Annotated in this window: 28 protein-coding genes; 13 read left to right on the top strand and 15 right to left on the bottom strand. The window is 75.1% G+C overall.

What is annotated here, in order from left to right; translation table 11 throughout:
- The first annotated feature begins 26 nt into the window (after nt 1-26).
- Complete coding sequence (locus tag GMA12_RS10290) at nt 27-506, top strand: nucleoside deaminase (RefSeq protein WP_156269428.1); 480 nt, start codon at nt 27-29, stop codon at nt 504-506.
- A 172-nt stretch (nt 507-678) separates the two neighbouring features.
- Nucleotides 679-870: an antitoxin gene (locus GMA12_RS10295; RefSeq protein WP_306438959.1), complete on the top strand. Its 192-nt coding sequence runs from the start codon at nt 679-681 to the stop codon at nt 868-870.
- Nucleotides 871-1,046: 176 nt separating this feature from the next.
- On the opposite strand, the gene uvrA is transcribed toward GMA12_RS10295, so the two are convergent.
- From uvrA to GMA12_RS10340, 10 genes are all read right to left on the bottom strand, one after another.
- Nucleotides 1,047-3,506: an excinuclease ABC subunit UvrA gene (gene uvrA, locus GMA12_RS10300; protein WP_156269471.1), complete on the bottom strand. Its 2,460-nt coding sequence runs from the start codon at nt 3,504-3,506 to the stop codon at nt 1,047-1,049.
- A 67-nt stretch (nt 3,507-3,573) separates the two neighbouring features.
- On the bottom strand, nt 3,574-4,443 hold the full coding sequence (locus GMA12_RS10305; RefSeq protein ID WP_156269430.1) for an FAD:protein FMN transferase: 870 nt from the start codon (nt 4,441-4,443) through the stop codon (nt 3,574-3,576).
- Nucleotides 4,440-4,568, bottom strand: coding sequence for a hypothetical protein (locus tag GMA12_RS19295; protein WP_276607392.1), 129 nt, complete (start codon nt 4,566-4,568; stop codon nt 4,440-4,442). Before GMA12_RS19295 ends, GMA12_RS10305 begins: the two co-directional genes overlap by 4 nt.
- A gap of 221 nt (nt 4,569-4,789) precedes the next feature.
- Nucleotides 4,790-5,203 carry a hypothetical protein gene (locus GMA12_RS10310; RefSeq protein ID WP_156269431.1) on the bottom strand — a complete coding sequence of 138 codons (414 nt, stop codon included), beginning with the start codon at nt 5,201-5,203 and terminating at the stop codon, nt 4,790-4,792.
- Between the two features lie 222 nt (nt 5,204-5,425).
- Nucleotides 5,426-5,905, bottom strand: a complete 480-nt coding sequence (locus GMA12_RS10315) for a hypothetical protein (RefSeq protein WP_156269432.1) — start codon at nt 5,903-5,905, stop codon at nt 5,426-5,428.
- 406 nt (nt 5,906-6,311) lie between these two features.
- A complete protein-coding gene (locus GMA12_RS10320; RefSeq protein ID WP_156269433.1) occupies nt 6,312-6,617 on the bottom strand; it encodes a hypothetical protein in 306 nt (101 codons plus the stop codon).
- Between the two features lie 36 nt (nt 6,618-6,653).
- Complete coding sequence (locus GMA12_RS19300) at nt 6,654-8,366, bottom strand: ABC-F family ATP-binding cassette domain-containing protein (protein ID WP_156269434.1); 1,713 nt, start codon at nt 8,364-8,366, stop codon at nt 6,654-6,656.
- A 137-nt stretch (nt 8,367-8,503) separates the two neighbouring features.
- Nucleotides 8,504-9,265 carry a Mut7-C RNAse domain-containing protein gene (locus tag GMA12_RS10330; RefSeq protein ID WP_206064672.1) on the bottom strand — a complete coding sequence of 254 codons (762 nt, stop codon included), beginning with the start codon at nt 9,263-9,265 and terminating at the stop codon, nt 8,504-8,506.
- Nucleotides 9,266-9,388: 123 nt separating this feature from the next.
- A complete protein-coding gene (locus GMA12_RS10335; protein ID WP_170301041.1) occupies nt 9,389-10,063 on the bottom strand; it encodes a haloacid dehalogenase type II in 675 nt (224 codons plus the stop codon).
- A 127-nt stretch (nt 10,064-10,190) separates the two neighbouring features.
- Nucleotides 10,191-11,039 (bottom strand): alpha/beta fold hydrolase, encoded by an 849-nt coding sequence (locus GMA12_RS10340; protein ID WP_156269435.1) that lies wholly within the window; start codon nt 11,037-11,039, stop codon nt 10,191-10,193.
- Between the two features lie 117 nt (nt 11,040-11,156).
- On the opposite strand from GMA12_RS10340, the gene GMA12_RS10345 reads away from it, so the two are divergent.
- Nucleotides 11,157-11,951 carry a ferritin-like domain-containing protein gene (locus tag GMA12_RS10345; RefSeq protein ID WP_156269436.1) on the top strand — a complete coding sequence of 265 codons (795 nt, stop codon included), beginning with the start codon at nt 11,157-11,159 and terminating at the stop codon, nt 11,949-11,951.
- The gene (locus GMA12_RS10350; protein WP_156269437.1) at nt 11,948-12,733 is read left to right on the top strand and encodes a hypothetical protein; all 786 of its coding nucleotides are present in this window, start codon (nt 11,948-11,950) and stop codon (nt 12,731-12,733) included. The genes GMA12_RS10345 and GMA12_RS10350 overlap by 4 nt, the downstream gene beginning before the upstream one ends.
- A gap of 22 nt (nt 12,734-12,755) precedes the next feature.
- Here the strand turns inward: GMA12_RS10350 and GMA12_RS18285 are convergent, their stop codons facing one another.
- The gene (locus tag GMA12_RS18285; RefSeq protein WP_162459714.1) at nt 12,756-13,235 is read right to left on the bottom strand and encodes a GNAT family N-acetyltransferase; all 480 of its coding nucleotides are present in this window, start codon (nt 13,233-13,235) and stop codon (nt 12,756-12,758) included.
- 341 nt (nt 13,236-13,576) lie between these two features.
- On the opposite strand from GMA12_RS18285, the gene GMA12_RS10360 reads away from it, so the two are divergent.
- From GMA12_RS10360 to GMA12_RS10370, 3 genes are all read left to right on the top strand, one after another.
- Entirely contained in the window at nt 13,577-14,629 is a 1,053-nt protein-coding gene (locus tag GMA12_RS10360) for a helix-turn-helix transcriptional regulator (protein ID WP_162459715.1), read from the top strand.
- A gap of 68 nt (nt 14,630-14,697) precedes the next feature.
- The gene (locus GMA12_RS10365; protein ID WP_156269440.1) at nt 14,698-15,657 is read left to right on the top strand and encodes an AraC family transcriptional regulator; all 960 of its coding nucleotides are present in this window, start codon (nt 14,698-14,700) and stop codon (nt 15,655-15,657) included.
- A gap of 20 nt (nt 15,658-15,677) precedes the next feature.
- A complete protein-coding gene (locus GMA12_RS10370; RefSeq protein ID WP_156269441.1) occupies nt 15,678-16,634 on the top strand; it encodes a helix-turn-helix transcriptional regulator in 957 nt (318 codons plus the stop codon).
- 123 nt (nt 16,635-16,757) lie between these two features.
- Here GMA12_RS10370 and GMA12_RS10375 read toward each other — a convergent pair whose 3' ends face one another.
- Together GMA12_RS10375 and GMA12_RS10380 are read right to left on the bottom strand one after the other, a co-directional pair.
- Nucleotides 16,758-17,453 carry an SCO1664 family protein gene (locus tag GMA12_RS10375; protein ID WP_370831135.1) on the bottom strand — a complete coding sequence of 232 codons (696 nt, stop codon included), beginning with the start codon at nt 17,451-17,453 and terminating at the stop codon, nt 16,758-16,760.
- A gap of 10 nt (nt 17,454-17,463) precedes the next feature.
- A complete protein-coding gene (locus GMA12_RS10380; protein WP_156269442.1) occupies nt 17,464-18,108 on the bottom strand; it encodes an MSMEG_4193 family putative phosphomutase in 645 nt (214 codons plus the stop codon).
- Nucleotides 18,109-18,199: 91 nt separating this feature from the next.
- Here GMA12_RS10380 and GMA12_RS10385 point away from each other — a divergent pair, with 91 nt between their 5' ends.
- Genes GMA12_RS10385 through GMA12_RS10400 form a run of 4 tightly spaced genes read left to right on the top strand, consistent with a single transcriptional unit; the run spans nt 18,200 to nt 22,389 of the window.
- Nucleotides 18,200-19,609, top strand: coding sequence for a sigma 54-interacting transcriptional regulator (locus GMA12_RS10385; protein ID WP_162459716.1), 1,410 nt, complete (start codon nt 18,200-18,202; stop codon nt 19,607-19,609).
- Nucleotides 19,610-19,649: 40 nt separating this feature from the next.
- Nucleotides 19,650-21,650 carry a VWA domain-containing protein gene (locus GMA12_RS10390; protein ID WP_156269443.1) on the top strand — a complete coding sequence of 667 codons (2,001 nt, stop codon included), beginning with the start codon at nt 19,650-19,652 and terminating at the stop codon, nt 21,648-21,650.
- Nucleotides 21,651-21,694: 44 nt separating this feature from the next.
- On the top strand, nt 21,695-22,075 hold the full coding sequence (locus tag GMA12_RS10395; RefSeq protein ID WP_156269444.1) for a Rossmann-fold NAD(P)-binding domain-containing protein: 381 nt from the start codon (nt 21,695-21,697) through the stop codon (nt 22,073-22,075).
- 32 nt (nt 22,076-22,107) lie between these two features.
- Entirely contained in the window at nt 22,108-22,389 is a 282-nt protein-coding gene (locus GMA12_RS10400) for a hypothetical protein (protein WP_156269445.1), read from the top strand.
- A gap of 77 nt (nt 22,390-22,466) precedes the next feature.
- On the opposite strand, the gene GMA12_RS10405 is transcribed toward GMA12_RS10400, so the two are convergent.
- Nucleotides 22,467-23,573 carry a DUF808 domain-containing protein gene (locus GMA12_RS10405; protein ID WP_156269446.1) on the bottom strand — a complete coding sequence of 369 codons (1,107 nt, stop codon included), beginning with the start codon at nt 23,571-23,573 and terminating at the stop codon, nt 22,467-22,469.
- A 200-nt stretch (nt 23,574-23,773) separates the two neighbouring features.
- Between GMA12_RS10405 and GMA12_RS10410 the strand changes: the two genes are divergently transcribed.
- Nucleotides 23,774-24,367 carry a TetR/AcrR family transcriptional regulator gene (locus GMA12_RS10410; RefSeq protein ID WP_156269447.1) on the top strand — a complete coding sequence of 198 codons (594 nt, stop codon included), beginning with the start codon at nt 23,774-23,776 and terminating at the stop codon, nt 24,365-24,367.
- Entirely contained in the window at nt 24,364-25,476 is a 1,113-nt protein-coding gene (locus GMA12_RS10415; RefSeq protein WP_370831142.1) for a DMT family transporter, read from the top strand. The genes GMA12_RS10410 and GMA12_RS10415 overlap by 4 nt, the downstream gene beginning before the upstream one ends.
- An 11-nt stretch (nt 25,477-25,487) precedes the next feature.
- Here GMA12_RS10415 and GMA12_RS10420 read toward each other — a convergent pair whose 3' ends face one another.
- On the bottom strand, nt 25,488-25,976 hold the full coding sequence (locus tag GMA12_RS10420) for a GNAT family N-acetyltransferase (protein WP_156269448.1): 489 nt from the start codon (nt 25,974-25,976) through the stop codon (nt 25,488-25,490).
- Between the last annotated feature and the right edge of the window lie 173 nt (nt 25,977-26,149).

A 26,149-nucleotide genomic window follows, 5' to 3' on the forward strand; every position in this document is an offset into this window, starting at 1 on the left:
GCCGCGCCCGATCGTAGGCTGGACCCATGAGCATCTCGGAGACCGACCGCGGACACCTGCGACGCTGCGTGGAACTGGCCCGCGAGGCCCTCGACGCCGGGGACGAGCCGTTCGGCTCGGTGCTCGTCTCGGCGCGGGGGGAGGTGCTGTTCGAGGACCGCAACCGGGTGGCCGGCGGTGACGCCACCCGGCATCCCGAGTTCGAGATCGCCCGCTGGGCAGCCGCTCACCTCGCCCCGGAGGAGCGCTCCTCCGCCACGGTCTACACCTCCGGGGAGCACTGCCCCATGTGCTCGGCCGCGCACGCCTGGGTGGGACTGGGCCGCATCGTCCACGCCTCCTCCTCCGCGCAGCTGGTCCGGTGGCTGCAGGAGCTCGGCGCCCCGCCCGCCCCCGTCGCGGCGCTGCCGATCTCCCAGGTGGCCCCCGGCGTGCCGGTGGACGGCCCGTGCCCCGACCTGGCCCCGGAGGTGCGCACCCTGCACGCGACCCGCCACCGCCCCTGACCCCCTGACCCGCGAGGTTGCCCGTGTCGGCGACCGGGCACGGACGCGTCGCCGTCCGCCGCAATCCCGGCCCGGGGTGGCCAGGGCCCCGTCCGGGGACCAGGATGGGAGAGTCCCTCCGGTGGGCGGCGCCCACCGGAACCGAACGACGAAGGGAACGACCATGGTGGACATGGGAGGATTCGCGGACAAGGCGAAGGACTTCGCGGAGCAGCACCCGGACAAGGTGCAGCAGGGCATCGACCGCGGCGGCGACGCCGTCGACGAGCGCACCGGCAGGAAGTACGAGGGCCAGGTCGACCAGGCGCAGGAGAAGGCCGGCGGCTTCCTGGGCGGCGGGGACCAGGACCAGCAGCAGCCCTGACGTGCAGCGCTCCCCCGCAGCCCCCGCCCGCCACCCGGCGCGCGGGGGCTGTCCCGTGCCCCCCCGTTCCCGCGAGGTTGCGGCTCACGGCCGCCCACCCGCGCGCGGTCGCCGTTGCGTGCGGCCTCGGCGCAGATGGTTGCGTGCAGCCTCGGCGCAGCAGGAGGAGGGGCGGGTCAGCGGAGGGCGGCGGTCAGGTAGGGGGCGGTGCGGCTCGAGGGGCACGCCGCGACCTCGGCGGGGGTGCCGGCGCAGAGGATCCGCCCGCCGGCCTCGCCGCCGGACGGACCCATGTCGATCACCCGGTCCGCCCGGGCCACCACGTCCATGGCGTGCTCCACCACCACCACGGTGTTGCCCGCGTCCACGAGCCGGTTCAGCTGGCCCAGCAGCGCCTGCACGTCCTGCGGGTGCAGCCCCGTGGTGGGTTCGTCCAGGAGGTAGAGGGTGTGCCCGCGCCGGGCCCGCTGCAGCTCCGTGGCCAGCTTGATCCGCTGGGCCTCGCCGCCGGAGAGCTCGGTGGCCGGCTGGCCCAGCCGCAGGTACCCCAGGCCCACGTCGAGCAGGGCGCGCAGGCTGCGCGCGGCGGCCGGGACGTCGGCGAGGAACTCCGCGGCCGTCTCCACCCGCATGCCCAGCACGTCGGCGATGCTCCGGCCCCGGTGGGTGACCTCCAGCGTCTCGGGGTTGTAGCGCGCGCCGTGGCAGTCGGGGCACGGGCCGTAGGTGCCGGGCAGGAACAGCAGCTCCACGGCGAGGAAGCCCTCGCCCTGGCAGGTCTCGCACCGCCCGCCGGCCACGTTGAAGGAGAACCGCCCGGCTCCGTAGCCCCGGGCCCGGGCCTCGTCGGTGGCGGCGTAGAGCTTGCGGACCGCGTCGAAGAGCCCGGTGTAGGTGGCCAGGTTGGAGCGCGGGGTCCGGCCGATGGGCCGCTGGTCCACGCGGATCAGCCGGTCCAGGTGCTCCAGGCCCTCCACGGAGCCCACCCGCGCCCCCGGAGCGGGCGTCGCCTCGTGGTCGTCCGCGGGCCCCGCCCCGCCGTGCAGGTGCCGGCCCACGGTCTCGGCCAGGACCTGGCTGACCAGGGTGGACTTGCCCGAGCCGGAGACCCCGGTGACGGCGGTGAGCACGCCCAGGGGGATCTCGACGTCCAGGTCCACGAGGTTGTGGCGGCTCACCCCGCGCAGCCGCAGCCAGCGCTCGGGCCGGCGGGCGGCGGGCGGGGGCGCGGCGGCCTCCCCGTCCGGGAACAGGAACGGGCGCGTGACGGACGCCGGGACCTCGGCCAGCCCCGGCACGGGGCCGCTGTAGAGCACGGAACCGCCGCGGTCCCCGGCCTGCGGGCCCACGTCCACGACCCAGTCGGCCCGGCGGACCACGGCCATGTCGTGCTCCACCACGAACACCGAGTTCCCGGAGGCCTTCAGCTCCTCCAGCACCGCCAGCAGCGGCTCGGCGTCGGCCGGGTGCAGGCCCGCGGAGGGCTCGTCGAGCACGTAGACCACCCCGAACAGCCCGGATCTCAGCTGGGTGGCGATGCGCAGACGCTGCATCTCCCCCGGGGACAGCGTGGGAGTGGACCGGTCCAGGCTCAGGTAGCCCAGGCCCAGGCCGAGCAGCACCTCCAGCCGGGCGAGCAGGTCCCGGGCGATGGTGACCGCGGCCTCGCTGCGCTCCCCGGAGGTCACCGCGCGCGAGGCGGTCCCGGCCCCCTCCAGGACGGCCGTCGGGCGCACCGCCTCGGCCAGCTCCGCCAGGGGCGCCCCGTTGAGCTCGGCGATGGTCCGGCCCCCGAAGGTCACGGCGAGCGCCTCCGGGCGCAGGCCGGCGCCCCCGCACGCGCGGCACGGGCCGGTGGCCACGAAGCGCAGGACGCGCTCGCGCATCTGCGGGCTCGCGGAGTCCGCCAGGGTGTGCAGGACGTGGCTGCGGGCGCTCCAGAACCGGCCCTTGTAGGGCTTGGCCACGCGGTCCCGCTGCGGGGTGATCTCCACGACCGGTTGCTCCTCGGTGAACAGGATCCAGTCCCGGACGTCCCGGGGCAGCTCCCGCCACGGGACGTCGACGTCGTGGCCCAGGTGCACGAGGATGTCCCGCAGGTTCTTGCCCTGCCACGCGCCGGGCCAGGCGGCCACCGCGCCCTCGCGGATGCTCAGCCCGGGATCCGGGACCAGGGAGGACTCGGTGACGTCGTGCACGGTGCCCAGGCCGGAGCACTCAGGACACGCGCCGGCGGCGGTGTTGGGCGAGAAGGCGTCGGAGTCCAGGCTGCCCGCGGCGCCCTCGGGGTAGGTGCCCGCCCGGGAGAAGAGCATGCGCACCGAGTTGGACAGCGTGGTCAGGGTGCCCACCGTGGAGCGGGAGCTGGGGGCCCCGCGCCGCTGCTGGAGGGCCACGGCCGGCGGGAGCCCGGTGATCTCCTCCACGGCGGGGTTGTGCCCCTGCTGGATCAGGCGCCGGGCGTAGGGCGCGACGGACTCGAGGTAGCGCCGCTGGGCCTCGGCGTAGACGGTGCCGAAGGCCAGGGAGGACTTCCCGGACCCGGAGACGCCGGTGAAGGCGACGATCGCGTCGCGGGGGATGTCCACGTCCACGTGGCGCAGGTTGTGCTCGGAGGCCCCGCGGACCCGGACCATGCCGGAGCGGACGGTGTCGGGGGCGGTGGTCGCAGTGGTGTCGAGGGAGATGCTCACCGCGTCCACCCTAGCGACCGGGGGACTCGCGGCGGGACTCAGCCGGTCCGGTGCCGGTCCGGTGCCGGTCCCGGCCGATCGTCCACGCGGTGTCCGCGGGGGCGGGGTCCACCACCCAGGCGGACCACTCCTCCAGGCCGGTGAACCAGCGGGCCCCGTCCCGGCCGGCCACCACGAGGGCCGTGGCCAGGACCCCGGCCAGGCGCGCGTCCGGGCCCACGACGGTCGCGGAGCGGGCCCCGGCCGCGGGCCGGCCGGTGCGGGGGTCGACGATGTGCGCGGGCCGTTCGTAGGTCCCGGAGGTCGAGACCGCCCCGTCGCCGGGCAGGACGGTCCACGAGACCGCGCCGGGGTCGTCCGGGTGGCGGATGCCCACCGCCCAGGGCTCCTCCGGCGCCGCGAGCCCGCGGGTGACCACGTCCCCGCCGGCGTCGATGCACACGTTCGCGCAGCCGGCGCGGACCAGGTCGTCCGCCAGCCGCTCCGCGGCCCAGGCCTTGACGTAGCCGGAGGGGTCGAAGCCGCCGCGCACGGCCCAGGGGTCGAAGCAGCCCTCGGTCAGCTGCCGCCCCTCCCGGCAGCGCCGGAGCACGTCGAGCAGGGCCCCCTGCGCCGGGTCCGAGCGGGTGAGCCGGCGCTCGTCGAGCAGGCCCGCCCGCAGCGCGTTCACCAGGGAGTCGGGCCGGTAGGTGGAGAAGACGGCGTCGACCCAGCCCATGTTGGCCACGGCCACGTCCAGGGCGTGCTGCACGACGCGCTCGGCCGGCAGGGGCTCCTCCCCGGCACGGACGTCGACGGTGACCGTGGTGCCCCAGATCCGCTCCCGGTGGAGGTGCCGGCGGCCCTCCGGGCGGCGCAGCTCGACGGCGGGGGCACTCACGGTTCGGCCCGCTCCACGAGGTCCCGGAAGGCGGAGCGGTAGCCCCGCACGGCGTGGTCGGCCCCGCTCACGGCGTCGACCCGCGCCGGCTGCCTCGTGAGGACCTCCTCCTGGAGGACGGGCACGGCGCGGTCGTCGGTCAGCTGCGGGGGGCGGGGGGAAACGGCGGCGCGGTCGATGCCTCCGACTCTAGGTCCGGGGCGGGGGCCGGTCAGTGGACTTTCGGGCAGAGTTCCCGGCCCCGGGCCCGGCAGGACGGGAGTGCGTCCCCGCGGGACAGGAGTGCGCTCGGCGAGCGGCCCCGCCCCCCGCCGACGTGGGGCGCGGGGCGGGGCCGGGGCCGCGATCAGTCCGTGATCTGGATGACCTGCAGCGGCAGGTTGGTGCCGGTCCCGCAGAACTCGGCCTGGCACTCCTGGATGAACCCGGAGATGACGGCCGGCCCCTCGTCGAAGGCCATGTTGAAGGCCACGGCCTGGTAGTCCATCTCGACCTCACCGCCCTCACAGGCCCACTGCTCGAAATAGCTGCCGTTGGCGATGCGCCCCTCGGAGACCCGCTGGGTCACGCTCAGGGAGACGAAGACGTTGGTGCCCGCGGTGCAGGAGACCCTGTAGGTGCCCTGGACGGCGGCCCCCTCGGCGATCCGCGTGGCGTCGCTGATGTCGGAGATCTCCATCGCCTGCGCCGGCGCCGCGGCGACGAGGCCGGCTCCTGCCGCGAAGACGGCGGCCGTGACTGCCCTGGTGGTTCTTCTCATGGTTCTGTCCCATCCGGTGGAGAAGCGGGGACCGCTTCGCGACTGGTTCCGGCTCGCGGCGTCCACCCCCGGACGCCCGTCGAGCCCCGTGTCTGTGCGACATCCCCAACGTAGGCCCAGGTCAGCGGGCACCGGCCACGTGGCGGGAAGATGACGGACACGATTCGGACACGACCCCGCCGGGAGGGCGTCCTCCGGCACGTGACGGGCAGGACGCGTTCCTCAGAAGGCGTCGTCGATGGGCACCGGGCGGCCCTGCCGGTCGAGGTAGTAGGCCCCGGCGTCGCCGATGTGGGCGGTGAGCGTGTCCTCGAACGCCTGGTCGGCCCGCTCGTCGTAGTGGGCCCCGGGGTGCCCGGCGGGCCGGTGGCAGCGCAGGGCGTCGGAGGGGTCCTCGAGCCCGCAGGTGGTCCCGTCCGCCGCCGGGCGGGCCGGCGGCGCGGGCCGGTCGGAGGCGGTGTCCCGCCCGAGCGCGGCCACGGCCACGAGCAGCAGGGCCGTGGCGGTGACCAGCGGCACGACCGGCGCGACCCGGGTGGCCGCGGCCAGGACCAGTGCCAGCCCGAGGAGCATCAGCAGGGCGAGCACGGCGGCCCGCTCGATCGTGCGGTCGGGCGCTCGGTGGCGCCCCGCCCCGCGGTCGGGGGCGCTGCGCGCGGTCCCGGGCACCTCGGGCAGTTCGGGAACGAGTGGCGTGGTCACGGCGGTCCTTTCGCGTCCGGCCCGTCCGCGGCGCACGACCGCCAGGACGAGCGGCGCGGACCGACGAGCAGCCCCGGCGGACGACCTCGACCGGAGTCCCCCCGATCGCCCGTGCCGGGGATGACATCATCCTCACCCCGTAGGGCGTCCGACCGGAACCGTGTGCCCGTCCGTGACTCGCCCTCCACGGCGCCGGGCACCCGTGACCGTCCGCCGGCGCCGCGGCGGGGCGGACCCGCGACCCCGGCCTGACGTGGGGCACCGCGGCGCACCGGTGGGTCTTCCGTGCCCGCAGCAGCACGACGCCCGGCCCTGCCCCCTCTTGTGGGGCTGGACCGGGCGGCGGCCGATCAGGACGGCTGCGGCACCTCCGCGCCCGGACGGAGCGGGGCTGGAGCCCGGGAGGTCAGTTCCCGCCCTGCCCCTCCTCCTCTCCGCCGTCCTCGTAGGGCAGCTCGCCCTCCGTGGCGCTCTCCTCCTCCGGCGCGCTCTCCTCCTCGCCGATGGTCGCCCCGGGGGCGGCGGTCTCCTCGCTCTCGGCGGTCTCCTGGGTGCCGGCGGTCTCCTCGGTCCCGGTGGTGGCCTCCTGCTCGACGCCCTCCTCGCCGCCGGACTCCGTGTTGTCGCACCCGGTGACGCCCAGCGCCGCGAACGGCAGGGTCGCGATCACCAGCACCTTCCGCCACCGGTTCCTGTCCACTGCTGCGGCCATGGCTCCTCCTCCGTGGGTTGTCGACGGACCTCAACACTAAGCCAGCTTCTGAACACCCTCAAGGGTCGTCCCGTGCCCCACCGTGGACGTGCCCGCCGCGGTGGGCGGCACCGAGAGCACCCGGCCGGTCCAGCGCCGCCGGATCCACCGGTCGTGGGTGGCCAGCACCACGGTGCCCGGGAAGTCCTCCAGGGCCTGCTCGAGCTCCTCCGCCAGGGCCAGGGACAGGTGGTTGGTCGGCTCGTCCAGCAGCAGCAGCGGGGCGGGCTCGGCGACCAGGGCCGCGAGCGCCACCCGGCGGCGCTGCCCGGGGGACAGCTCCCCGAGGGGGCGGGCGGCGTCCTCGTCGCGCAGCAGCCCGAGGTCCCGCAGGGTCGGGGCGCGGGCGGGGTCCCGCAGCCGGGCGCGGTAGGCCGTCCCGGCGGGCACCGCGAGGTCCGGCCAGTCGTCCTCCTGGGCCAGGCGTGCGACGACGGCGCCGCCCCGGCGCTCCACGGTGCCCGCGTCGGGGCGCAGCTCGCCCGCCAGCAGGGAGAGCAGCGTGGACTTCCCCGTGCCGTTCGGGCCCTGGACCAGCAGCCGGTCCCCGGCGTGCAGCACCAGGTCGGTCGGGGCCAGCCGCCCCGCGACGGCCGCCCCGCGCAGCCGGAGCAGGGTGCCGGCGGCGGCGTCGTCCGCGGTCCCGGGGATCCCGGCGAAGCGCAGCGGGCCCGGCGGCGCGCCGACGGCGGTGCGCTCGAGCGCGCCGAGCCGCTGGCGGGCCGAGCGGACCCGGCCGCCGATGGTCTTGGCGGCGCGGTCGCTGTAGAACTTGCGCGTGATGCGGCCCTCGGACTTGGGGGCCGTGGTGTGGAAGATCTCCCGCCCGGAGACGTCGACGACCTCCTGCAGCCGCTGCCGTTCCTCCTGCTGGGCGGCGAAGCGCTCGCCCCAGCGGCGGCGGGCGGCCTCGCGCCGGTCCAGGTAGGCCGAGTAGCCGCCGGTGGACACGGTGCCCTGCCGGGCCGGGCCGCCGGCGGACTCGTCCGGGCCGAGCGCCGGGTCGAGGTCGACCACCCCGGTGGCGGCGGCGTCCAGGAACCAGCGGTCGTGGCTGGCCATGAGCACGGGACCCCGCCGGCCGGCCAGCTCGGTGACGAGGAAGTCCACGGCGTCGTCGTCCAGGTGGTTGGTCGGCTCGTCGAGCAGCAGGGCCGCGGGCCGGGCCAGCAGCAGCGCGGCGAGGGCGAGCCGCCGCCGCTGACCGCCGGAGACCTCCCCGATCCGGCGGTCCCGGGGCAGCCCGCCGAGGCCCAGCCCGCCGAGGACCGCCTCGATCCGGGCGTCGAGGGTCCAGAGGCCCTGGCGTTCGGCGTCGCGCAGGACGGTGTCGTAGGCGTCCGCGGTCGCCAGGTCGTCGGGGGCCTGGGCGATGCCGGCGGCGAGCGCGGCGAGGCGGTGCTCCAGGGCGCGGACGTCGGCGACGGCGTCCTCGACCACCTCCCCCACCGTGACCCGGGCGGGCAGGTCCTGCTGCTGTCGGAGCAGCCCGGTGCGCCCGGGGCGGTGGACGGTGCCGGTGGCGGGCACCAGCAGCCCGGCGGCCAGGTGCAGCAGGGTGGTCTTGCCGGCGCCGTTCTCGCCGATGAGTCCGATGCGCGCACCGGCCGGGACGGTCAGGGACACGTCGGTGAGGACACGGCGGCCGGGAAAGCCGACGCCGACGCCGTCCAGGCGCAGGTGCAGGGGGTGCTGCGGGGCAGAGGCCATGGTGGGGTCCTGTCGATGCGGGAGCGGGGTCCGCCGGGCCGGTGCGGCACCGGATGCGCGGAGCCGCACGGGCTCGGATCCACGGTGCCGGCCGCGGACGTGGGCCGGGGCATCAGGACAGGAACATGGCCCCCAAGCTACGCCGGGGGCCGCCGCGCGGCAAGGGCCCGGGCGACGACGGTATCCAGGCGACCAGCGTGGGCCCCGCGCCAGTAGGCCTGCCCGCAGCCGGTGCAGCGGGAGAAGGACCGGTACGCCCGCCGGGTGCGGGGCAGCAGCTGGTCGGCCACGTCCTCCGCGCTCGCCTCCTCCAGCGGGGCGCCGCAGCGCAGGCACCGGGTCCACGGCGCCAGGGGCGGGTCGAACCGGTCGAGGACGTCGGCCAGCTGCTCGTCGGCCCGCTCGCCGCGCACCAGGGCGCCCTCGGGCAGGGCTCCGCGGTGGAGCAGCCCGCGGTCCTGGGTGAGCAGCACCCGCTCCTCCCGGGCGGCGCGGTCCACGAGGTGGGCGTCGTCGGCGTCGGCCTCCCAGGCGGCGTCGAGACCCAGCAGCCGGAGGCGGCGGGCCAGGGGCCGCAGGTGGACGTCGAGCAGGAAGCGCGGAGGACGGTGCCGGGTGGGCTGCGGCCTCGGCCGCGCACCGACGGTGAGCACGGGTCCGCTCCCGGGGCCACCGGCCTCCGAGGACCCGCGGGCCGCGGCGGTGGGCCGGGCCGCCAGGTCGACCTCGTGGCCGTCGAGGCGCACCGCGCCGACCTCGGTCGGCGGGATGCCGATCATGCGCACCACGTGGCCGACCGTGTCCGTGCCCGGCACGTCGAGAAGGAAGCGGGGCCCGCGCCGGCGCCGGGACAGCAGGAACCACAGCGCGGGATCGACCTCCAGCACGATGTGAGCCACCGCTCCAGGATGCCGCACCGACCGGCGCGGCGCCTCCCCGGCCGCCTGCGGCGCTCCGGAGCAGAGGGGCCGGACCGGACGTGCCGGCCGGCGCGGCCGGGTCCCCGCCCGCCGCACCGCGGATCAGGCCGAGGTGCCGCCCAGCTGCGCGGCCAGGGACGGCAGATCGGCCGCCTCGAGATCCGGCCGGGCGAAGTAGCCGGGGTACTGGGCTCCCGTGCGGTTGAGCCAGGCCGTCCGCAGCCCCGCCTCGTGCGCCCCGTGGACGTCCCACGGATGCACGGCCACCAGCAGCATCTGCTCGGCCGGGCGGCCGCACTGCGCCGCGGCGTAGGCGTAGGCGGACCGGGCCGGCTTCCAGGCCGGGGCGTCGTCGACGCTGAGCAGGGCGCGGAACCGCTCCCGGACCCCGGCCCGGCCGAGCAGGTTCTCGGCCACGCTCGCCGAACCGTTGCTGAGCGTGACCAGCTCGGCGAGCGGGCTCAGGGCCTCGATCCCGGCGACGACGTCGGGGTGCACCTCCAGGCCCCTGAGCGCGGACATGATCGAGCCCGCGGCGGCCTCGTCCGCCCCGTCGCCGGTCTCCGCGAGCAGGCGCACGAGGCTGTCCTGGGCGATCTCGGCGAAGGCCGCGTTGCCGCCGGCGGCCGTGACGGCGAAGCCGTCACGGAGGATGCCGGCGAACCAGACCTGCGCCAGGTGCGCGGGGGTCCCGGCCGCGGCGAAGGCCTCCCCCAGCGGGGCCATGTCGGACAGGGTCTCGTTGACGTCGAAGACGATCGTCCGGGGACTGCTCACCACGTTCTCACCTCACGGTTGTCGCTGCTGTTCACGGGTCCGGCGCGAGATCGCACAGCACCGGCGTGCTGCCGAGACTACGGCCCGGCGCCCGGCGACCCCACCGGCGCACCGGCCGAGGCCGGCGTCACGCCCCCGGCCGGTCCGTGCCCCGGTCCCCTCCGGTGAGGTGCTCCAGCATGGCCGCGGCGACCGCGTCCGGGGAGTCCTCGGTGGGGATGTGCCTGCCGTCCACCTCCACCAGGTCGGAGCCCGGGACCTGCTCGACGTAGCGGCGTGCGAAGCCGATCTTCTGGAAGTCGTCGTCGCGGCCCCACACCAGCCGGGTGGGCAGCGCGGCCTCCTGCAGGGCCGGCACCAGATCCATCGTGTACCGCGGGTCCGCCGCGGCGGCCAGCGCCGTCCAGGACCGGACCCGGACCGGGTCCCGCCAGGGCGCCAGGTAGTCGGCCAGCTCCTCCTCCCCCAGCTCCCGGGCCACGCTGCCGCGGGTGGAGGCGGCCCGGGCGGCCAGCAGCTCCTCCACGGTGGTGGCCGCCCGCACCTGCGGGTCCCGGAAGCGCTCGACCGCCGGCACCGGCCAGGAGTCGAACATCACGGAGTTCATCAGCACCAGCCGCCGCACCCGCCCGCTGGTCGCGGCCACGTGCTGGGCGATCCCGCCGCCGATGTCGTGGCCGGCGAGGTCGAACTCCTCCACGCCCAGGGCGTCCGCCGCGGCCAGCACCGTCCGGGCCAGGGCCGGGACGGTGGCGTGCGCCACGTCGAGCTCTCCGCCGCTGGCGCCGAAGCCGGGCAGGTCCAGGGCCAGGCACCGGGCGGCCTCGCCCAGGGCCGGCAGCACCGGCTGCCACACCCGGCTCCAGAAGGTGCCGTGGAGCAGCAGCAGAGGCCGGGCCTCGGGGTCCCCGGCCGTCAGGACGGACAGCTGCGCGCCGTCCACCTCGACCTGCTGCCGTGCCGTGCGTCCTGCCATGGGTGCGTCTCCTGTCTCGTGGGGTCCGGCGGACCGGGGTTCCGGCCACCCATCCGCTGCGCCGCCGGCTCCGAATACTTCCACGAGACCGCCACCACGACCAGAGGAAGTGACGTCATGGCCTTCGACATCGAGCGCTTCGCCCAGGAGTCCACCAGCCTGCACTGGGAGGACCTCGGGCTCGACGCGTTCCGCGAGGACCCCCTGCCCCCGGAGACGCTGCGCACCCTGCGCTACATGTGCGACGTCGAGTTCCACACCGTGTGCTACCTGCGGGACATGCTCGTCAGCCCGTCCCGCCGGGACCCCGAGGTCGCCACCTTCATGACCATCTGGAACCACGAGGAGTTCTGGCACGGCGAGGCCCTCGCCCACGTCCTGGACCTGCACGGGATCACCGTGGCCTTCGACGAGGTCAAGGCCAAGCGCGTGAAGCTGGGCTGGCGGGACCGGATCAGCCCGGTGAAGCAGTCGCTGCTGTCCAACATCGTGGGCACGGACTTCGTCGCCGTGCACATGCTCTGGGGCGCGGTGAACGAGCGCTCGGCCGCCGCCGGCTACCGGCGCCTGGCCGCACTGGAGGACCACCCCGTGCTCGCCCCGCTGGTGCGGCGCATCGCCGCGCAGGAGACCAAGCACATCGCCTTCTACACCACCCAGGCCCGGGCCCGGCTGCAGGACAATCCCAAGGCGCAGAAGCTGGCGCGCCTGGCGCTGCGCACCGCGTGGCAGCCGGTCGGCTCCGGCGTCTCGTCGGAGGAGGAGGTCACCCACGTGATGACCCACCTCTTCGCCGGCCCCGAGGGGCGCAGGGAGATCGAGGCCATCGACCGGCAGATCGCGAAGCTGCCCGGGATGGAGGGGCTGACCGTGGTCGCCGACGCCCTGGACGCCCGGGGCGTGCCGGCGTGAGCGCGGCGACCGGGTTCGACGTTCGCGCCTACATGCGCGACCCGCTCCAGCTGCGCCCCACCGACCTCGACCTGCCCGCCCTGGGCGACCTGGGCCCGGCCGCCCTGGAGGCGCTCACCCGCCTGGAGGCCGCCGAGCGCGCTCTGCTGCACCGCATGCGGGACTTCCTGGTGACCCCCACCCATGCGGAGTCGCGGGTGACGGCCTTCCTCACCACCTGGGCCTACGAGCAGCACTGGCTCGTCCAGACCCTGGGAGCGGTCCTGGCCGCCAACGGCCGGGCGGCCGGGGAGGACCGGGTCACCGCTCTGGGGCGCCTGCGCCGCGCCCGTGACGAGCGCCTCGGCCCGCTGCTCGGCGCGGTCTCCAGCAACCTCCTGGGTGCCGACGTCACCGCCGCCCAGATGATCACCAGCCGGCTCGACACCGAGGTGCTCGCCGACTCCTACCGCCGGCTGGGAGCGGCCGAGCCACGGCTGGCCGCCACGACCGGGGCCGCCGTGCAGCTGAAGGAACGCCACCTCGCGTTCTTCACCGCCGAGGCGCGGGCCCGGCTCGCCGCCGGCCCGGGCGCGCGGCGGCTGGCGCGGATCGCGGTGTCCCGGTGGCAGTGGCCCGGCACCCGCTACGTGGCCCGCGGAACGCGGACCCGTCCGGCCGCGGAGGTCCGCGCCGCCCTGCTGGGGCTCGACCAGGGGTCCGAGGGCGGCGTGGCGGCCCTGCGGGGGCCGTCCGGCACCCGGTCGGTGCGCACAGCGCTCGCCCGCATCGGTCGCGGCTGAGTCCTCCTCCGCGCGCGGGCCCTCACGGGCGGGCGCCGAGCACCTTGACGAAGGGCGAGGAGTCGTCGCGGGCATAGCCGTGGCGGTGCCAGAACTCGTGCAGGTCCTCGTGGCGCCGGGAGGGGATGACGATCTCCAGGGTGTGCGCCCCCATCTCCTGGGCCAGCTCCTCGCACCGGGTCAGCAGACGGGACCCGATCCGCTCGTCCCGGTGCTCCTCGTCCACGGCCAGCGCCGTGACGCTCGCCCGCACCGCGCCCCCGGGCGTCTGCCGCGGGGACAGGTAGACGTGGGCGGCCCCGACCGGGATGTCCTGGAGCGTGGCGACCACGTGGGCCTCGGTCGCGGGCTCGGCCCGGAGGCGTGTGCGGATCCACTCGGGGTTCAGGCAGTACCCCACCTGGTCGGCGAGATCCATGAGCAGGAACATGTCGGAGACCCGAGCCGGGCGCAGGACGACCTGCGTCGCCCGGTTCGCGCCAGCAGGCTGTGTGATGGTCAAGACGCCCTCCTCGCTCGTCGTGCAGAGCCCCGGGACGACCACCGCCCCGGACCTGCCGGGCGGTCCGGCCGCGAGATGTCGAATCATGACGGTCCGCCGGGCGCACCATAGTTCGAAAAACGCAATCTCTCTTGACAAGAGTAGATCCTGAGACCTCAGCTGGCCAGAGGTCGGAGGTCCTCGCGCCGAAATGATGTCCCGCGGTGCGCGGGCCGTGGTGACTACACTGAATAGAGCACCGGTGCCCTCGAACCCGGGCTGCAGAGCGCAGCACGGGGTCGCTCCACACCGGCAGGTCAAGCAGACGGCCGGAGCGTTCGCCGCACCCGAAGGACTTCTCCATGCCTGGTCTCGCCCCCGACGCAGAGTTCTCGATCCCGTCGGACGTCCTCTCCGCGCACGTGTCCCACCGCGCATGCCGTACGGACGAGGCGGAGCACCGGCGACCGGCCGTGCGCAAGCTCCGGTTCGTCTCCCACGACCCGTCGGAGGGCGTCGAGGTCCTCGAGCGCGTCTATGCCGCCCGGGTCCAGGTGTCCCCGGACACCCCGTTCTCCATGCACCAGGCCCTGGGGGCGGTGGAGCGGCTGAGTCTGGAGCGGGTGCGCCTCAGCGGCGCGCCCGCCGCGGCGCTGATCGACGCCCCGGGCACCCTGCGGGTCGCACGGGTGCTGGGCGGCCGGCTCGCCTTCACGGACGCCACGTCCACCGCGGCCGGCCCCACCCCGTTCCTCCTCCCGGTGCGCTCCTACACCTGCCGGTGGGACGAACTGGACCTGCTGACCCTCTCCCTGGACCTGGCCGCCGTGGAGGCGCACGCGGCCGGCCTGCTGGACGCCGAGGACTTCCGCCTGCGCTTCACGGCCGCCGAACCGGTCAGCCCGGCCATGGCCAAGTACCTGGCCGCGTCCGTGGCCGGGCTGGGGCAGTACCAGCTGGGCAACGACCAGGCCATGGCCAGCCCGCTCGTGCGCGCCGAGACGTTCCGCGCCCTGGCCACCGCGGTGCTGCACGCGTTCCCGAACAGCTTCCTCGAGCGCTCGGCCGTACCGGAGCCGGAGCGCGCGGCGCCCGCCGGAGTGCGCCGGGCGGTCTCCTTCATGGAGGAGCACGCCGCGGAGGACATCGGACTGGGCGAGATCGCCCGCGCGGCCCGGATGAGCCCGCGGGGACTGCAGGCGGCCTTCCGCCGGGAGCTGTCCACCACTCCCCTGGCCCACCTGCGCACCGTACGCCTCGAGGCGGTGCGCGCCGAGCTGCTGACCACGGACCCCGGGGCCGGCGCCACCGTGGCGGAGATCGCCGCCCACTGGGGCTTCAGCCACCCCGGGCGCTTCGCCGCCGCCTACCGGGAGCGGTTCGGCGAGAACCCCGCCACGACCCTGCGCGGCTGAGGGCGGGCCGGAGTTCCCCGCGCACGGAACGGTCGACGCCGGGCGCGCCGGGGCGTAGCGTTTCAGGCATGAACTGCCAGGTGCGGCGTTCCGTGTTCACCACCCGGGACCCGGCCGAGGGCGTCGCCGTGCTCGACGAGGTCTTCGCCATCCGAGACGTGCACACGGACCGCGAGAACCGGTTCTCCATGGACCTGTCCGCGACCGCGGTCGGCCCGGTGAGCTACGAGCGGGTCCGGCTCATGGGCTCCTCCACGACCGGGCGCACGGACGGCGCCGGGCTGCTGCGGGTGTGCCACGTGACGCAGGGCGCCGTGAGTGCCATCAGCGCCGGCGACCGCTTTCCGCGGACCGGCCCCTTCCTCTTCCCCCAGCGCACGTACACCAGCTGGTGGGAGGACATCGAGGCCATGACGGTGGCCGTGGACCTCGCGGCGGCGGAGGCCCACGCGCGGGGGCTGCTGGGGGACGAGACCTTCCGGCTCGCGTTCGCCGGGACCCGCCCGGTCTCCCCGGCCATGTCCCGGTACTGGCTGGGCACCGTCGCCCACCTCGGCCGGAACCTGCTGACCGACGACGAGGCGCTGGCCAGCCCCCTCATCCGGGCCGAGCTCACCCGGTCCCTCACCACCGCGCTGCTCCACACCTTCCCCGGCTCGTTCCTCGACCGGAGCCAGGCCCTGCCCGGGCAGCCCCGCGCGGCTCCGGCCGGGCTCCGGCGCGCGGTGGCCTACATCGACGAGCACGTGGACCAGGACATCGGCCTCGCCGAGATCGCCGCGGCCGCCGGGATGAGCGTGCGCGGGCTCCAGGCGGCCTTCCGGCGCGAGCTAGACACCACCCCGACCGCCCATCTGCGCGCCGCCCGCCTGGACGCCGCCCACCGGGACCTGGTCGCCGCCGACCCCAGCACCGGGGCGACCGTGGAGGCCGTCGCCGCACGGTGGGGCTTCACCCACCGCGGGCGCTTCGCCGCCGCCTACCGGGAACGGTACGGGCGGGCCCCGGCCGTCACGCTGCGCACCTGACCCCACGAGAGGACCAGAGCATGACACCCACCACACCGGTGAGCCTGCACCTTGCGACCACCGATCCCGACGTGGCCAACGAGGCGCTCCAGCAGGTCTACACCCGTGCGCGGATGGGCACGGTCCGGGACAGGAGGGCCTTCCTGTACAGCCAGGACATGGACGGCGACTCCGACCTCAGCCTGGGGCAGCTCACCTTCCGCGGCAGCATCGCCGGGCACATGGTCGTCGAGGGAGCCTTCTCGGTCATGCTGCCGCGCGCCGGAGGAGTCCGCTGGCGGATCGACGGGCAGGCCGGTGGCGGGCCGGGCCTGTTCCTGCTCCAGCCGGGCCAGGACTACTACGGCGAGGTGGACCGGCTGTCGGTCGCCTCGGTGAACCTCGGCCCGGAGGCCCTGCAGCGCACGGCCCGGGACGTCCTCGGCGACGAGTCGCTCGAGGTGGCCTTCGACGGCCCGCACCCGGTCTCCCCGGCGCGCGAGCGGTACTGGCGCAGCACCCACGAGTTCGTGGAGCAGGCCCTGACCGACCCCGCCGTCGCCGCCGTCCCCCTGCTGCGGGCCGACCTGCTCCGGAGGATGTCGGTGGCGACCCTGGAGGCGTTCGCCCTCCTCGGCGAGCCGCGCCCCCGCCGCGCCTCGACCACCGACCGGCAGTCCGCCTACCGGCGTGCCGTGGAGTACATGCGTGCGCAGCTGTCCTCGCCGATCACCGTGGAGGACGTCGCCCGCCACACGGGCCTGAGCACGGTCGAGCTCACCCGGGCCTTCCGCTCGCACGCCGGGACGACGCCGGGGGGCTGTCTCCGCGAGCTGCGGCTCACGGCGGCCCACGAGGACCTCCTGCAGGCGGACCCCGAGGCGGGCGACACGGTCCGGGCCATCGCCCTGCGCTGGGGGATGGTGCACTCCGGGGACTTCGCCCGCCGCCACCGGCAGGCCTACGGCGAGAGCCCGGCCGAGACGCTGCGCCGTTAGGTGCCCCGGGCCGCCCGCGCCGCAGCGGCCGGGCAGCTCGGGTCAGGAGTTCCCGCACCGGTGAGGAGTTCCCGCACGGACGGGGACCTCAGCAGCAGCCGGGGCTCCCGCAGGGTCCGGGGCCTAGAGCAGGGGCCAGGGGACCCGGCGCCCCGTGACGTCGACCGGCAGGACCGGGCGCTCCAGCAGCCGGCACACCCGCTGCTGGAGCGCGGAGGCCTCCGGTGCGGTGAGCAGGTCGGCCAGCTCGTCGGGAACGGACTCCGCCAGGGGTGCGAGGGCCGCCAGCAGGTCCTCGGGAACCGGGTCGCCGCCGAAGTCCCAGACGACCGTCCGGAGCTTGTAGCCGGCCGCGAAGCACAGGCCGTGGTCGATCCCCCACACCCGGCCGTCGGTCCCGCGCAGCACGTGCCCGCCCTTGCGGTCGGCGTTGTTCGCCACGACGTCGAAGAGCGCGATCCGGCGCAGGGCCCCGTGGCTGCCGGGGACGCCGTCGTACAGGGTGAAGTAGTGCGCCAGCGGATCGTGCTCCACGAACAGCTGCAGGGACCCGACCCCGAACGGCCCGTCCTCGCGCACCACGGTGGGCGGGACGATCCCCCAGCCCAGGATCTCGCTGAGCAGGTAGGCGGCGCGCTCCCGCCGGTGCAGCCCCGGGGCGAAGTCGACCAGCGGCCGCTCCCCCTCCCGGGGCTTGTAGACGGCCCAGGCGGAGCGGTCCTCCAGGCACACCTCCACGAGCAGCGCGGAGTTGCTGCTGCCCCGGATCATCCCGAGCAGCTCCATCCGCCCTTCCGCGAGCAGCGCGAGCTCGCTCACCGGGACCTGCTCACGAGACCCTCAGCCCGCTCAGCGGCTCGTGGGTGGAGTTGAGCGTGAGCACGGCCGGCGCCTGCCCCGGCGCGTAGGAGATCGCCGAGACCGAGCACGGGCTGACCACGATCCGCTGGAAGAGGTCCAGGTGCGTCCCGAGGGCGTGCGCGAGGGCCGCCTTGATGGGGTCCGCGTGCGAGAAGCAGACCACGACCCCGCCCTCGTGCTCGGCACGGGCCCGGTCGACGGCGCCCACCATCCGGGCCTGCATCTCGGGGAAGCTCTCCCCTCCGGGGAAGCGGAAGGTCGAGGGCGCGCGCTGGACGGTCGACCAGGCCGTGAGCCGGGACAGCCGGGAGAGCTCCGCCCCGGTCCACTCCCCGAAGTCGCACTCGAGCAGCCCGGGGTCCACGACGGCCGCCCGGCCGGTCCGGGCCTCGGTGGGCTCCGCCGTCTCGCGGGTGCGCTCGAGGGGGGACGTGAGCACCGCGTCGACGGGCACCCCCGCGAGCCGCTCGGCGACCTGCTCGGCCTGGGCCCGGCCGCGGTCGGACAGGTGCAGGCCGGGCGCCCGCCCCGGCAGGACCTTGCCGGTGGTGGGCGTCTCGCCGTGGCGCACGAGCAGGACGAGCGTGCTCCGGGGCCTCTTCCGCGTTGCCATGATGTACCAGCGTACCGATCGGGGCGGCGCTGACCAGAGGGTCTGGGGCCGAGGACTCCGGCCCTCTTGACGCCGGGGTTAATGTGGCGCTGTGACTGATCGGACAGATCGACCCGACATCCGGACGCTCGGCGAGCTGCGCGCGGCCGGGCACTCCCCCCGGCCGCTGCGCCAGGAGATCCGGGAGAACCTGCTGAGAACGCTGGCGGAGGGCGGTGATCCCTGGCCGGGACTGCACGGGCTCGGGCGCACGGTCCTGCCCCAGCTGGAGCGGGCGCTGCTGGCCGGTCACGACGTCGTGCTGCTCGGCGAGCGCGGCCAGGGCAAGACGCGGCTGCTGCGCACGCTCGCCGGTCTGCTCGACGAGTGGTCGCCCGCCATCGAGGGCTCGGAGCTCAACGAGCACCCCGAGGAGCCCCTGACGGAGGAGTCCCGGCGGCGCGTGCTGCTCGAGGGCGACGAGCTGCCCGTCGTGTGGCGGCACCGCTCGGAGCGCTACGTGGAGAAGCTCGCGACCCCGGACACGTCCGTGGCGGACCTGATCGGTGACGTGGACCCGATGCGCGTGGCCGAGGGACGCCGGCTCGGGGACCCGGAGACCATCCACTACGGGCTCGTGCCGCGCGCCCACCGCGGCATCGTGGCGATCAACGAGCTGCCCGACCTCGCCGAGCGCATCCAGGTGGCCATGCTCAACGTGATGGAGGAGCGCGACATCCAGATCCGCGGGTACGTCCTGCGGCTGCCGCTGGACGTGCTGGTGGTGGCCACGGCCAACCCCGAGGACTACACGAACCGGGGCCGGATCATCACCCCGCTCAAGGACCGGTTCGGCGCCGAGATCCGCACCCACTACCCCCTCGAGCTGGCCGACGAGATCGCCGTCATCCGCCAGGAGGCGGAGCTGGTCGCGGAGGTCCCCGAGACGATCCTCGAGATCCTGGCCCGCTTCACCCGCCTGCTGCGGGACTCCTCCGCCGTCGACCAGCGCTCGGGGGTCTCGGCCCGGTTCGCCATCGCGGGCGCGGAGACGGTCGCGGCGGCGGCTCTGCGGCGGGCCACGGTGCGCCGCGAGGAGGACGCCGTCGCCCGCATGGTCGACGTCGAGACGGCCACCGACGTCCTGGGCGGCAAGATCGAGTTCGAGTCCGGTGAGGAGGGCCGCGAGCGCGCGATCCTCGACCACCTGCTGCGCCGGGCGACCGCCGAGACCGTCCGGGGCCGCTTCCGCGGCCTGGACCTCGGCCCGGTCGTGGAGGCCTTCGACGGCCGCACCACGGTCTCCACCGGCGACGACGTCTCGGCCCGGGACTTCCTCGCCGCCCTGCCCGAGCTGCCGGAGTCCGACGGCGACGGCGCGGTCTACGACGAGATCGCGGCCCGGCTCGGGGCCACCAGCCCCGGACAGCGCGCCAGCGCCATCGAACTGGCCCTCGAAGGGCTGTTCCTGGCACAGAAGATCTCCAAGGACTCCGACGAGGACGGCACCATCTACGGCTGACCGCTCGCCGCGGCAGCGCCACGACACGTTAGGGGGCGTCATGCCCGCACACCACCGGTCATCGCGGTACGGACGGTACGCCGGGGGGCCGGATCCACTGGCCCCTCCGGTGGACCTCTCGGAGGCGCTGGCGGCCGTCTCGGAGGACGTCATGGCGGGGTACTCGCCGGAGGAGGCGATGCGGGAGTTCCTCCGCCGGGGCGGCCGCGGCCGGGAGGGCCTCGACGACCTGTCCCGGCGCGTGCACCAGCGGCGGCGCGACCTGCTGAAGCAGCACCGCCTGGGCGGCACGCTCGACGAGGCGAAGCAGCTGCTGGACAAGGCCCTGCGCCTGGAGCGGGAGCAGTTCCTGCGCGATGCCCGGATGGACCCGATGGACCGGTCCTTCCGCGAGATGCAGCTGGACGGGCTGCCCCGCTCCACGGCCGCGGCGGTCAGCGAGCTCGCCTCCTACGACTGGCAGTCGGACTCCGCGCGGGAGGCCTACGAGCAGATCAAGGACCTGCTCGGCCGTGAGATCCTGGACCAGCGCTTCGCCGGCATGAAGCAGGCCCTGGAGAACGCCACCGACGCCGACCGGGAGGCGGTGGCCGAGATGCTGCGCGACCTCAACGAGCTGCTGGAGAAGCACGGGCGCGGCGAGGACACCGACGAGGACTTCCAGGACTTCATGGCCAAGCACGGTCAGCACTTCCCGGAGGACCCGCAGTCGGTCGACGAGCTGATCGACACCCTGGCCCAGCGCTCGGCGGCGGCCCAGCGGATGCTGAACTCCATGACCCCCGAGCAGCGCCAGGAGCTGATGCAGCTCTCGGCCCAGGCGTTCGGCTCCCCGGACCTCATGGCGCAGCTGGGCCAGCTCGACGCGAACCTGCAGGCGCTGCGCCCCGGTGAGGACTGGAGCGGGTCGGAGCGCTTCCAGGGCGGAGAGGGCCTGGGTCTCGGCGACGGCACGGGGGTGCTGCAGGACATCGCCGAGCTCGACGCGCTGGCCGACGAGCTGTCCCAGCACCACGAGGGCGCGAACCTGGACGACCTCGACCTCGACGCGCTGGCCCGCCAGCTCGGCGACGACGCCGCGGTCTCCGCGCGGACCCTCGCCGAGCTGGAGCGGGCCATGCGGGAGAGCGGCTATCTGCAGCGGGACCAGGACGGGGACCTGCGCCTCTCCCCGCGGGCCGTGCGGCGGCTCGGGAAGTCGCTGCTGCGGGACACCGCCCAGCGGCTCTCCGGCCGGCCCGGCGCCCGGGACACCCGGCTGGCCGGCGCGGCCGGGGAGCCGACCGGCGCCACCCGGGAGTGGCAGTTCGGGGACGCGGAGCCCTGGGACGTGACCCGCACCCTCACCAACGCCATCACCCGCACGGTCGCCGAGGGCGGTGACGCCGGACGGGGACTGCGGATCGACGTCCGCGACATCGAGGTGGCCGAGACCGAGGCGCGGACCCAGGCCGCCGTCGCGCTGCTCGTGGACACCTCGTTCTCGATGGCCGCCGAAGGACGCTGGGTGCCGATGAAGCGCACCTCCCTGGCGCTGCACCACCTCGTCTCGACCCGGTTCCGCGGGGACCGGCTCCAGCTCATCGGGTTCGGCCGCTACGCCCGGGACCTGCGGATCGAGGAGCTCACGTCCCTGCCGCCGCGGCGGGAGCAGGGCACCAACCTGCACCACGGGCTGCTGCTCGCCACCCGCTTCTTCCGCAAGCACCCCTCCGCCCAGCCCGTGCTGCTCGTCGTCACCGACGGCGAGCCCACGGCCCACCTGCTGCCCGACGGCGAGAGCTGGTTCTCCTGGCCGGCCGAGCCCGCCACCCTGCGCGCCACCGTCCAGGAGCTGGACCGACTGGGCCGTCTGGGCGCCCAGACGACGTTCTTCCGGCTCGGCGACGACCCGGGGCTGGAGCGGTTCCTGCTGCGGATGGCCGAGCGGGTGGACGGGCGCGTGGTCGCCCCGGACCCCGCGGACCTGGGCTCGGCCGTCCTGCAGGAGTACCTCGACGCCCGCTCCAAGGACGCCGACGACGCCGACCCGTGGGGGTAGTCGCGCACCGCCCGGAAGCCTGAGACGGTCCGGGAGGAATCGCCATGAGGGTGCTCGTGCTGGGCGGCACGTCGTTCATCGGCCGGGCCGTCGTGGTCCGCCTGCTGCGCCGCGGCGACCGGGTCGCCGTGTACCACTGGGGGCGCGCGGAACCGCCCGAGCTCGCCGCGGCGACGCACCTCCACGGTGACCGGGCAGACCTGCCGGCGCGCCGGGACGCCACCGTGCTGCGCCTGCCGATGGTCTACGGCCCGCACGATCCGCAGTGCCGGGAGGACTTCGTCCTGCGCCGGGCGGCCGCCGGGGGGGGCACCGGATCCCCGTGGGCGCGGGCAATCTCCTGTGGAGCCGAGCCTCCGTCACGGACGTCGCCGAGGCAGTGGTCCGAGCACTGGGCGCACCACGGGCGCGGGGCCGCCGCCTGAACCTGGCCGAGCCCACCACGCCGACGATCGGGATGTGGATCCAGCAGATCGCCGCCGCGGCCGGGGCCGGACTGGAGTCCGTCCGCGTGCCCGACGCGCTGCTGCCCCCCGACCTGCTCCTCGCCGGGACCCACCCGCAGCACGTGCTGTCGGACGCCCACGCCGCGCACGACGTCCTGGGCCGGCGCCCGGACTCGGCCGAGGAGCGGGTGCGGGAATCCGTGCGCTGGCACCTGGAGCACCGGACGTACGCGCCGTGGACCAGTGAGGACACCGCGCGGGACGAGGCCGCGCTGCGCGCGGGCACACCGTGAGGGCCGGGCCGCCCCGGCCGGTCGGGCCACGGGGATCAGGCGCCGGGGATCAGGCGCCGGGGATCAGGCGGTCGCGGTCACCGGACCGCAGAGGAACCCCCGTCGCCGGGAGGCGTGGGGCCGGACCCGTCCGGGGCGGCGCTGCCGTCCGTGGCCGCCGAGGAGTGCTTGCCGTGGCGCTCGCCGTGGTCCTCGTGCCTGCCGTGCTCGGCCTCGTGCTTGCCGGGAGCTTCGTGGTCGGCCTCGTGCTCGCCCTTGCCGAAGGGCAGCAGCTCCCAGGCCAGCACCAGCACGGCGCCCCAGACGAGTCCGAGGACCGCGGAGAAGAAGGTGTTCGTGAGCCAGGCGAGCGCCGCGCCGAGACCGCCGGGAACGGCGTCGTGCACCAGCGTCTCGACGTGGTGCACGGCCTCGTAGGGCGGGTGCCAGCCCAGCTCGTCGAGGCCGACGAGGACGATGTGCCCGCCCACCCAGAGCATGGCGGCGGTGCCCACGACCGAGATCACCGCGAGCAGCCCGGGCATGCCCTTGACCAGGCCGTGACCGATCTTCCGGCTGGCCGGGGAGGACCGCTCGGCCAGGTGCAGACCGAAGTCGTCCATCCGGATGATCAGGGCCACCACGCCGTAGACCAGGACGGTGATGCCGATGGCCACCACCACCAGGATGGCCGCGCGGGAGAACAGCGGCTCGTCGGCGACCTCGTTGAGGGAGATCACCATGATCTCGGCGGAGAGGATCAGGTCGGTGCGCACCGCGCCGCCGACCATCGTGTCCTCCGCGCTCTTGCCCTTCTCGACCACGGGGGTCTTGGACTTGGCCCCGTGTCCGGAGACCTTGGCCCAGATCTTCTCCGCGCCCTCGAAGCACAGGTAGCTGCCCCCCAGCATGAGGATCGGGGTCAGCAGCCACGGCGCGAACTGGCTCAGCAGCAGGATGACCGGAAGGATGAAGACCAGCTTGTTGCGCAGCGAGCCCTTGGTGATGCGCCAGATGATGGGCAGCTCGCGCGCCGGGGTGACGTCCTGGACGTACTGCGGGGTCACAGCGGTGTCGTCGACGACGACGCCGGCAGCCTTCACGCTCGCCCGGCCCGCGGCCGCGCCGATGTCGTCCACGGAGGCGGCGGTGACGCGGGCCAGGGCGGCGACGTCGTCCAGCAGGGCCATCAGACCGCCGCTCATCGGAGGACCTCCGGCGCGGTCTCAGCAGGGGCGGTCGGAGCCGCAGTGGTGATCAGCATGTTGACAGAGTAGGTCCTCGGGCGGCCGGATGCTCCCCCGAGAGCGCCCGGCACCGGCACGAATTGCGGACGGTCCCCGGTTGCACCCCCCACAGCACTGAATAGGTAGACTGGTCTAACCAGCACCCGGGAGGTCGTTCCATGAGCACGGACCAGCACGCCGCCGACCGTCGTCGGGGGTCCGCGCGATCGCGGATCCTGGAGGCCGCCGCCCAGCGCTTCTACGCCGACGGCATCGCCGCCACCGGCATCGACGCGATCACCGCGTCGGCGGGGGTGGCCAAGATGAGCCTGTACAACAACTTCGCCTCCAAGGCAGCCCTGGTCGAGGCCTACATCGAGGCCCGCCACGAGGAGTGGCTCCAGCTGTACCGGGCTCGCGTGCAGGACGCCAGCACCCCGCAGGAGCGCGTCCTGGCGGTCTTCGACGCCTACGCCGACCACGCGGCGGCGGCCTACGACCATGGGTTCCGCGGTTGCGGGCTGCTCAACGCGGCGGCCGAGCTCTCCGCCGCGGACCCGGCGCGGATCGCCGTGCGCCGCCACAAGGAAGAGGTCGAGCAGCTCCTGCTCGAGCCGCTGGGCCGACTGACCGATCCGGCCACCGCCCACCGGCTGGCGGAGCACCTGAGCTTCCTGCTGGAGGGATCCATGGCCCGCGCCGGGCTCGAGGGCGAGCCGGCCCGCCTGGTGCGTGCCCGCGCGATCGCCGCCGACCTGCTGGCCGCCCGGTGAGGGGCCGGGCCGGCGGCATCGCCGCGATCCTGGTGACCTCGATGCTGTGGGGGACGACCGGGACCGCCGCGACCTTCGCCCCCGGGGCCGGGCCCCTGGCCATCGGCGCCGCCGCCCTGGGCATCGGCGGACTCCTGCAGGCCGCCATCGCCCTGCCCGCCCTGCGCCGGGCACAGCAGGCGCTGCGGACGCACGCGGGACTGGTGGCACTCGGAGCCGTCGCGGTCGCGATCTATCCTCTGGCGTTCTACAGCTCGATGCGCCTGGGCGGGGTCGCGATCGGCACGGTGGTCTCCCTCGCCTCCGCGCCCCTCGCCTCCGGCGTCCTGGAGCGGGTGATCGAACGCCTCCCGCTGAGCCGGTGGTGGAAGCTGGCCGCGCTCCTGGGCACCCTGGGCAGCGGCATGCTCTGCCTGGCGAGGGCCGGGGACTCGGCGGCCTCGGCCCCGGCCACCGCGGCGAGCATCGGGCTCGGCCTGGTCGCCGGCACGACCTATGCGCTCTACTCCTGGGTGGTGCACCGCCTCATGGGCCACGAGGTGGGCCGTGCGGCGTCGATGGGTGCGGTCTTCGGCGTCGGCGGGGCTCTCCTGATGCCCGTCCTGCTGCTCACCGGCGCGCCCCTGCTCCAGTCGGCGCAGGCGTTCACCGCCGCGGCGTACACGGCCCTGGTCCCGATGTTCCTGGGCTACTTCCTCTTCGGCCTCGGTCTCGCTCGGGTGCGCCCGAGCACGGCGACCACCCTCACCCTCACCGAACCGGCCGTCGCCGCCGTGCTCGCCGTGCTCGTGGTCGGTGAGCGGCTGTCGGGTCTCGGCTGGACCGGGTTGACCGTCATCGGCGTCGCGCTGGTCGTCCTCGCCCTCGCGCCGGCCAACGTCGAGGCCGACCCCGGCGCCCTCCGGCTCCGTGGAGACGGTGCCGGCACCGATCGGGCCGACGACGACCGGTCCCGTGCCGATCGAAACACTGCCGATCAGAACAGTGGGGCCCTGCCCAGCGACGTCCTGCCCGGTGCCATGCCGTCGGAGGGCCACGGACCCGCGCCGGAAAGCCAGCACGTCGACAGCTCCACGGGGCCCACTCAGGTGATCAACCGGCACCCGTGACGAGGATACGGTCACAGGGCGCGCGGACGCTCCATCTCGAGCACGTGCCAGATGTGCTCACCCACCCTGGTGTCGCGCACCAGACCGGTCTCGCGGAAGCCGAGACTGCCGTAGAGCCGCCGTGCGGCGGCGTTGTGGGCGTAGACGCCGAGCGTCAGCACCGGCAGATCCGAGATCCGGAACGACTCCTGCACGGCGGCGGTCACGAACTGACGGCCCAGTCCGTGCCCCCGGAGCGCGGGGTCGACGATGACGCAGCCCAACCGCATCCTGTCGGCGGCCTCGTCCACCAGCACGGACCCGTGCCCGGACATCCGTCCCCCGATCGCCGCGAAACCGGACCAGTAGCGCCGGCGCTCGTCCGACAGGTAGATGTCGAGCTGCGCGCGGTCCAACGGCCAGGTGAAGGTCGGCCCCGACCACAGGATCATGTCGGCCTCGGTGGGCACCCAGGTGCGGAGCACCTCGAGGTCCTCGGAAGTGGTCGGCCGCAGCTGCATGCGCTCATGCTAGGCCGGTAGAGCGCCCCCTCTTCTCCTGCGTCGCGTACGGCCACGGATAAAGGCCCCACGTCGGTGGGTGGGGGCCGGTCCCGGGGCCGGTGGCGGGGCATGGATAAAGGCCCCGCACCGGGTGGGTGGGGGCCTGGGGGTGTGGGGAGCCCCCGCACCTG

Source organism: Kocuria sediminis (genome assembly GCF_009735315.1).
GTDB lineage: Bacteria > Actinomycetota > Actinomycetes > Actinomycetales > Micrococcaceae > Kocuria > Kocuria turfanensis.